We start from the raw sequence: 7066 nt of genomic DNA on the forward strand, positions 1-7066 counted from the left end.
GCACCCTACCCGATGCGCCGGTGCCGCCCCGTGCCGTGCGCAGCCCGTCTCACTCTGCGGGCGGCGTTCTGGACCCCTGTGAAGACCCCGTAATGTGGTGTTCGTGACCGTGAACGCTGAAACCCACGCCGGTGGCAACACCTGGCGAGACCTACCCGCGGCGCAGCAGCCTGACTGGCCGGACCAAGAGGCTCTGCGCGATGTGATCGCGGAGCTCGAGTCCTATCCGCCGCTCGTCTTCGCGGGCGAGTGCGACCAGTTGCGTGAGCGCCTGGGAGCGGTCGCCCGTGGTGAGGCGTTCCTGCTTCAGGGCGGCGACTGTGCGGAGGCCTTCGACGCCGTATCCGCCGAGCACATCCGGAACAAGCTCAAGACGCTCCTCCAGATGGGCGCCGTACTGACCTACGCCGGGTCCGTCCCGGTGGTCAAGGTCGGCCGGATCGCCGGCCAGTACAGCAAGCCGCGCTCCAAGCCGACCGAGACCCGCGACGGCGTGACGCTGCCGACCTACCGCGGCGACTCCGTCAACGGCTTCGAATTCACCGAGGCGGCCCGGATCCCGGACCCGCAGCGGCTCAAGCGGATGTACAACGCATCCGCGGCGACCCTGAACCTCGTGCGCGCCTTCACCACCGGCGGCTACGCCGACCTGCGCCAGGTGCACGCCTGGAACCAGGACTTCGTGAAGTCGTCGCCGGCGGGGCAGCGCTATGAGGATCTGGCCCGCGAGATCGACCGCGCGATGAACTTCATGAACGCCTGCGGGGTGGACCCGGAGGAGTTCCGTACCGTCGAGTTCTACGCCTCCCACGAGGCGCTGGTCCTGGACTACGAGTCGGCGCTGACCCGCGTGGACTCGCGGACCGGCAACCTCTACGACGTCTCGGGCCACATGGTGTGGATCGGCGAGCGCACCCGGCAGCTGGACGGCGCGCACATCGAGTTCGCCTCCCGCATCCGTAACCCGATCGGCGTCAAGCTCGGCCCGACCAGCACGGTCGATGACGCGCTCACCCTCATCGAGCGCCTCGACCCGGAGCGCGAGCCGGGCCGGCTGACCTTCATTACCCGGATGGGTGCGGACAAGGTCCGCGACAAGCTCCCCGAGCTGGTCGAGAAGGTCACCGCCGCCGGCGCCAAGGTGGCGTGGATCTGCGACCCGATGCACGGCAACACCTTCGAGGCGGCCTCGGGTCACAAGACCCGTCGCTTCGACGATGTGCTGGACGAGGTCAAGGGCTTCTTCGAGGTCCACAAGGGCCTCGGCACGCACCCGGGCGGCATCCACGTCGAGCTGACCGGTGACGACGTCACGGAGTGCGTGGGCGGCGGCGACGAGATCTTCGTCGACGATCTGCACCAGCGCTACGAGACCGCCTGCGACCCGCGGCTCAACCGCAGCCAGTCGCTGGACCTGGCGTTCCTGGTGGCGGAGATGTACCGCGACCAGTGAGCACGCGGTGAGTGACCGGTAGAACGTGAGTGGGGCGCGGATCTGTGATCCGCGCCCCATCGCGTTGTTCCCGCCCTGCGGGCCAGGTAAGGTAAGGGTAACCTCACTCAAGATCAGCGGGATCGATGAGTACCGGTGATGAGTGCCGGTGAGGTGTCCTACGGAGGTGAAACCGCGTGTACGTCTGCTCATGCTTCGGGATCACCGAGCAGCAGGTCCGCGACCACGCGGGCACCGGCGCGTGTACGCCCCGCCAGATCGCCTCCGCTTGCAAGGCCGGCACCGACTGCGGCGGCTGTGTACGCCGTATCCAGGAGCTGCTCGGCCGTGGCGCGTGCCCGCGCCGTGACCTCATCGACAGCGGGGACCCCGAGCCGCTGGGCTCCGCCGCCGGGCCGCCGCCGGTCGCGGAGGTGGCCGCAGCGGTGCCCGTGGCGCTCCAGGAGGTCGCGTAGCCCTGCCGGGCCGGGTGGCCCGTCCGGTGCGCGCGCTCAGCTCGGCTGCTCGATCAGCTGGGCGATGTACAGCGCCTCACCGAGTTTCTCCACCAGCTCCAGCTGTGTGTCGAGATAGTCGATGTGGTGTTCCTCGTCCGCGAGGATGTCCTCGAAGATATTCGCCGAGGTGATGTCGCCCTTGGCGCGCATGATGTCGATACCGCGGCGCAGCCGGTCGATCGCCTCGACCTCGACCTGCCGGTCCGCCTGGAACATCTCGGTGACGGTCTGGCCGACGCGTACATGGAACAGCCGCTGGTAGTTCGGCAGCCCGTCGAGGAAGAGAATGCGGTCGGTCAGCAGCTCCGCATGCTTCATTTCGTCGAACGACTCGCTGCGTGTGTACTTCGCGAGCTTCGTCCAGCCGAAGTTCTCCTGCATCTTGGCGTGCAGGAAGTACTGATTGATCGCGGTCAGCTCGGCAGTCAGCTGCTCGTTGAGGAATTCGATGACCTCGGGGTCGCCCTGCATGGCTGCGGGCTCCTTCCGCGCGTGAACTGGGCAGGTGCCGCGCATCCTCGCACCGCCCGGAGTGAGCGTCCAGTAAGTGCACGCTTAGTATGAGTTGCCCGATTCCCTCCCTCCCTGGTCATCGGCACCCCTTCCGGTCTGACAACATGGAGGCATGGGTCAGCCGCACAGCCGCGAAGAGGGGCATCCTCAGTTGCCTCCGGGGCAGCGACTGCAGCGGGGCTGGCCGGTGACGCATTACGGGCCGGTCCCGAAGTTCCGCCCCGAGCGCTGGGAGTTCCGGGCCTTCGGTGCCACCAAGGACGGCGGAAAGCACTGCTGGTCGCACGAGGAATTCGCGGCCCTGCCGTATGCGACCGTCGTCTCGGACATGCACTGCGTCACGAAATTCAGCATGCTCGGCGCCGAATGGGGCGGGGTCCGGACGCAGACGATCCTGGACCTTGCGCCGCCCGCGCCGGATGTCACCCATGTGATGGTGTGGGCCGAGTACGGATTCAGCTCGAATCTGCGGCTTGCGGATTTCGCCGCGGAGAACTGCATTTTCGCCACCCACCGCTCGGCTGAACTGCTCACTGCCGAACACGGATTCCCGGTCCGGCTGATCGTGCCGCATCTCTACGCCTGGAAGGGCCCCAAGTGGGTCCGCGGCATCGAATACATGACGGCCGACCGCCGCGGCTTCTGGGAGGAGCGCGGCTACCACAATCTCGGCGACCCGTGGCGCGAGCAGCGCTACTCCTACCAGGAGGAGCCGGGCGAGGGCCCGGAGCTCTGAGCCCCGCGCCCCCGTCCGCCCTCAGTGGTGGTACCGGTGCACCACCGCATGGCCCTTGCCGCGGCCGATCATCCACTTGTTGACCGGCGTGGTCACCACGAAGGCGAGCGCCAGTGAGGCCGCCAGGGCGCCCCAGAACAGCGCATCCGCCAGATGGGCGTCCATGGCGCCCGGCCAGAGCGCGATCACGCCGTTGTCGATCAGCTCCATGACGGCGATGGAGAGGGTGTCGGCGGCGAGCGCGATCCGGAAGGCCGTACGGAAGCCGACGCCCGCCGTCAGGATGCCGCGCAGTGTGAGCGCATAGCCGAAGGTGAAGGCCAGTGCGATCGCGAGGATCATCGTCGGGGCGTTGGGCCAGCCCAGTGCGGTGCCGATCGCCATGCCGAGGACCTCGCCGATGGCGCACCCGGTGAGGCAGTGCAGGGTGGCTTTGGCGGCCATCGCCCAGCTGACCGGGCCGTGGCCGTGGTGGTCCCCATGGCCTTCATGGTGCCCGCGGCCTTCGTGGTGCCCGGCGGCCGGGTGCTCGTGGTGCGCCTGGTGCTGCATGCGAATCCCCCAACGAGAGGTAGCGGTTCCTGCCCGATGACAGGAACCGTATACCCCCTGGGGGTATTCCTCAGGGGGTGCTCGGCCCGCGCAGCTCCTTCAGCCGGGCCACGTCCGCCGCATGGCCCTCCTTGCCGCCCGGCGTCTCGATGACCAGCGGCACCCCGTCGGTCGCCGGATGCCGGAACAGCTCGCCGAACGGCTCCGCGCCGATGTGCCCGGCGCCGATGTTGGCGTGCCGGTCCTTGTGCGCGCCCACCACGTCCTTGGAGTCATTGGCGTGGATCAGCTTCAGCCGGCCCTCGCCGGTGACGTCCACCAGCTCGTCCAGTAGCGCCTTCATCCCGCCCGGCGCGGCCATGTCGTGCCCGGCCGCGAAGGCATGGCAGGTGTCCAGGCAGACGCCGAGCCGGGGATGCCGGTCGAGTACGTCGAAATACGGGCCGAGATCCTCGGCCAGCGCGCACAGCGAAGCGCCCTGCCCGGCCGTCGGCTCCAGCAGCAGCCAGGGGTCGTCGTCGTGCGTCAGCTCGTCCAGCAGCGGCCGCATCCGCTCCCGTACCTGCGCCAGCGCCTCCGTCCGCGGGCGCCCGCCGGTCGCCGACCCGGTGTGCACCACCACCCCCAGCGCACCGATCTCCCGCCCGCGCCGCAGCGAATGGCGCAGCGACTCCACGGACTTCTCGACGGTCGCCTCGTTGTGCGACCCGAAGTTGATCAGATACGGCGCATGGACGTAGACCGGGATCTCCTCCTGCGCACAGGCCGCCCGGAACGCCTCGTCCTGCGCGGGGCTGCCGGGCGGCGTCGCCCAGCCGCGCGGGTTGGCCACGAAGACCTGTACGGTCTCGCCGCCCATCTCGCGGGCGTACGGGAGGCCGGTCTTCGCCAGGCCGCCGGCCACCGGCACATGGCCGCCGACCGGATTACGGGTGCGTGGGGAGGAAGTGCTCACCCACCCAGGGTGCCAGGTGGCCTGCCGGCCGCCGTCCGGGGGACAGCGGCCGGCAGGCGCGCAGCTAGAGGGCGCCCTCGAGCTTGATGGTGATCGTGCTGCCCTTCGGGGCCTGCTCGTCGCCCTCGACCGACTGGCTCTCGACGGTGTCCTGCGGGAAGAGCAACGGCTTCTTCACCACGACCTGGAAGCCGAGATCGGTCAGCTCCTTCTTGGCGTCCTCGACGTCCTCCCCGGTGACATCGGGCACGGTGACCATCTCCGGGCCCTTGGAGACCGTGAGGGTGACCGTGTCGCCCTTGCCGAGCTGCTCGTCCTTGTCCCCGACGGGCGACTGGCTGGCGATGGTGCCCTTGTCCTCCTCGGAGAAGACCGGCGCGGTGAACTTCACCTTGAGGCCCTCCTCCTGCAGCGAGGCCACGGCATCGGCACGGTCGTCCCCGATCACATCCGGCACATCGATCGCGGCGCCCCGGCTGATCGTCAGCGCCACCGCGGTGTCCGGCCGCCGCTTGCTGCCCGCGGCCGGATCCGTATGGATCACCGAGCCCTTGGCGACCTCTGCGTTGAACGTCCGGGTCTCGGTGCCCGGAATCAGCCCCCGGTCGCGCAGCTTGCGCTTGGCGTCGGCCAACGGGGTGCCCGACAGATCCGGTACGGAGACGATCTCCGGGCCCCGCGAGATGGTGAGGGTGACCGTGTCCGTATCGCGAATCTGCTTGCCGGTGCCCGGGTCGGTCTTCATGACATGGCCGCGCTCCACATTGGTACTGAAGCCGCGCACCACCTTCACGCCCAGCCCCTCGTCGCGCAGCGTCCGCTCGGCCTTGGCCTGCGGCATGTCCAGCACGGCGGGGACGGTCGTGAACTGGCCGGCCGTGATGTACCAGACGCCGGTGCCCACGCCCAGGACCAGCAGGACGGCCGCGACGATGGTGAGGATCTTGTGCCGCTGTATCAGCCCGGTCGGCCGCGGCGCGGCGGGCACCGGGCGCAGCCGGGTGGTCGCATCCGTGGGCGGCACCCCGCCCGGCGGCGGGATCTCGAGGCGGCTGGTGCGGTTCAGCTCCGCCTCGCCCGGCAGCGGCACGGCGCCGAGCCGCGGCAGCACATCCGTCCGCTCCGTGTCGCTCTCGGGCACCGCGTGCGCCTGCGGCGGCACGACGTCCAGCTGCGCGTCGGTCAGCTCGCCGCGGGCCGACCGCGCCCGGGAGAACAGGGCCACGGCGTCCTGCGGGCGCTGCTGCGGATCGCGGGCGGTGGCCAGCGCGACCAGCTCGTCCAGCTGCGGCGCCAGACCGGGCACAAAGGTGGACGGCGGCGCCACGTCCTCGTGCAGATGCTGGTACAGGATCTGCGCCGCGGAGCCGCCGGTGTGCGGCTTGCCGCCGGTCAGCATCTCGAAGAGCACCACACCGCAGGCGTAGACATCGACCCGGGCGTCGGCGGTGCCGTGCTCCATCTGCTCGGGCGCGAGATAGGAGACGGTGCCCAGAACGGATCCGGTGGAGGCGGTGGTGTTGGTGTCCACCGCGCGTACCAGGCCGAAGTCGGCGACCTTGACCCGGCCGTCGTCGCCGATCAGGACGTTCTCCGGCTTCATGTCCCGGTGGACCAGGCCCGCCCGGTGCGCGGCACCCAGGGCGGCGAGGATCGGCTCCAGGATGTCCAGCGCGGCCCGCGGCTGCAGGGCGCCCCGCTCACGCAGGACGTCGCGCAGCGTGCACCCGGCGACGTACTCCATCGCCAGATAGACGTACGTACCGTCCGTGCCCTGGTCGAAGACGCCGACCACGTTGGGGTGGGACAGCCGCGCGACCGACTTCGCCTCCCGGATGAAGCGGTCCACGAACGCCGCGTCGGTGGCGAGGCTCGGATGCATCACCTTCAGCGCGAGCACACGGTCGAGCCGGGTGTCCAAGGCCCGGTAAACCGTGGCCATGCCGCCTGCGGCGATGCGCGCCTGGATGCGGTAGCGGCCGTCGAGCAGCTGGCCCTCGAGCGGGTCCTGAAGGGTCGTATCCACGGCCCAGAGTCTAAGGGCCCCTCCGCTGCGCTTTGCCTGGGCCGACGTGTTCGGCTGCGGCGCCGTTGGGGTTTGTCGCCGTTGCGCCTGCGGCGGGCGTGGGTTTGTCGGGTGCGGTGACGGCCCTGCACGGCTTCGCCGCTACGGTCCGTCCCCTCCCATGGGTGGGTGGTGAGGCCGGTGGGGGTCGGCATCGTGTGTCCGGTTGCCCCATCACTGCGTCCACCGGCCGCACCCGACCACGCACTTACGCCCCCACCGGTCTTCACCACCCCCAACGGGGAGGCGCCGGGCCGCAGGACGAAGTCCGGAGGCCCGGTGCCGCAGCCGAACA

7 protein-coding genes are annotated in these 7066 nt (G+C 69.9%); 3 read left to right on the top strand and 4 right to left on the bottom strand.

The features are described from left to right. Window positions 1-109: 109 nt before the first annotated feature. Entirely contained in the window at window positions 110-1453 is a 1344-nt protein-coding gene (locus tag AB0D04_RS28570; protein WP_362708922.1) for a class II 3-deoxy-7-phosphoheptulonate synthase, read from the top strand. A 176-nt stretch (window positions 1454-1629) separates the two neighbouring features. After that, on the top strand, window positions 1630-1908 hold the full coding sequence (locus AB0D04_RS28575; RefSeq protein WP_362708900.1) for a (2Fe-2S)-binding protein: 279 nt from the start codon (window positions 1630-1632) through the stop codon (window positions 1906-1908). 36 nt (window positions 1909-1944) lie between these two features. Here the strand turns inward: AB0D04_RS28575 and bfr are convergent, their stop codons facing one another. Then, entirely contained in the window at window positions 1945-2421 is a 477-nt protein-coding gene (gene bfr / locus AB0D04_RS28580; protein WP_362708903.1) for a bacterioferritin, read from the bottom strand. Window positions 2422-2575: 154 nt separating this feature from the next. On the opposite strand from bfr, the gene AB0D04_RS28585 reads away from it, so the two are divergent. Beyond that, on the top strand, window positions 2576-3199 hold the full coding sequence (locus AB0D04_RS28585; RefSeq protein WP_362708905.1) for a sulfite oxidase-like oxidoreductase: 624 nt from the start codon (window positions 2576-2578) through the stop codon (window positions 3197-3199). 21 nt (window positions 3200-3220) lie between these two features. Here AB0D04_RS28585 and AB0D04_RS28590 read toward each other — a convergent pair whose 3' ends face one another. The 3 genes from AB0D04_RS28590 to pknB form a co-directional block, all read right to left on the bottom strand. Continuing rightward, the gene (locus tag AB0D04_RS28590; protein ID WP_362708907.1) at window positions 3221-3751 is read right to left on the bottom strand and encodes a DUF4396 domain-containing protein; all 531 of its coding nucleotides are present in this window, start codon (window positions 3749-3751) and stop codon (window positions 3221-3223) included. Between the two features lie 70 nt (window positions 3752-3821). Further along, window positions 3822-4706, bottom strand: coding sequence for a deoxyribonuclease IV (locus tag AB0D04_RS28595; protein ID WP_362708909.1), 885 nt, complete (start codon window positions 4704-4706; stop codon window positions 3822-3824). Between the two features lie 64 nt (window positions 4707-4770). Continuing rightward, a complete protein-coding gene (gene pknB / locus AB0D04_RS28600; protein ID WP_362708911.1) occupies window positions 4771-6732 on the bottom strand; it encodes a Stk1 family PASTA domain-containing Ser/Thr kinase in 1962 nt (653 codons plus the stop codon). Between the last annotated feature and the right edge of the window lie 334 nt (window positions 6733-7066).

This window comes from Streptomyces sp. NPDC048483 (assembly GCF_040651455.1).
GTDB lineage: Bacteria > Actinomycetota > Actinomycetes > Streptomycetales > Streptomycetaceae > Streptomyces.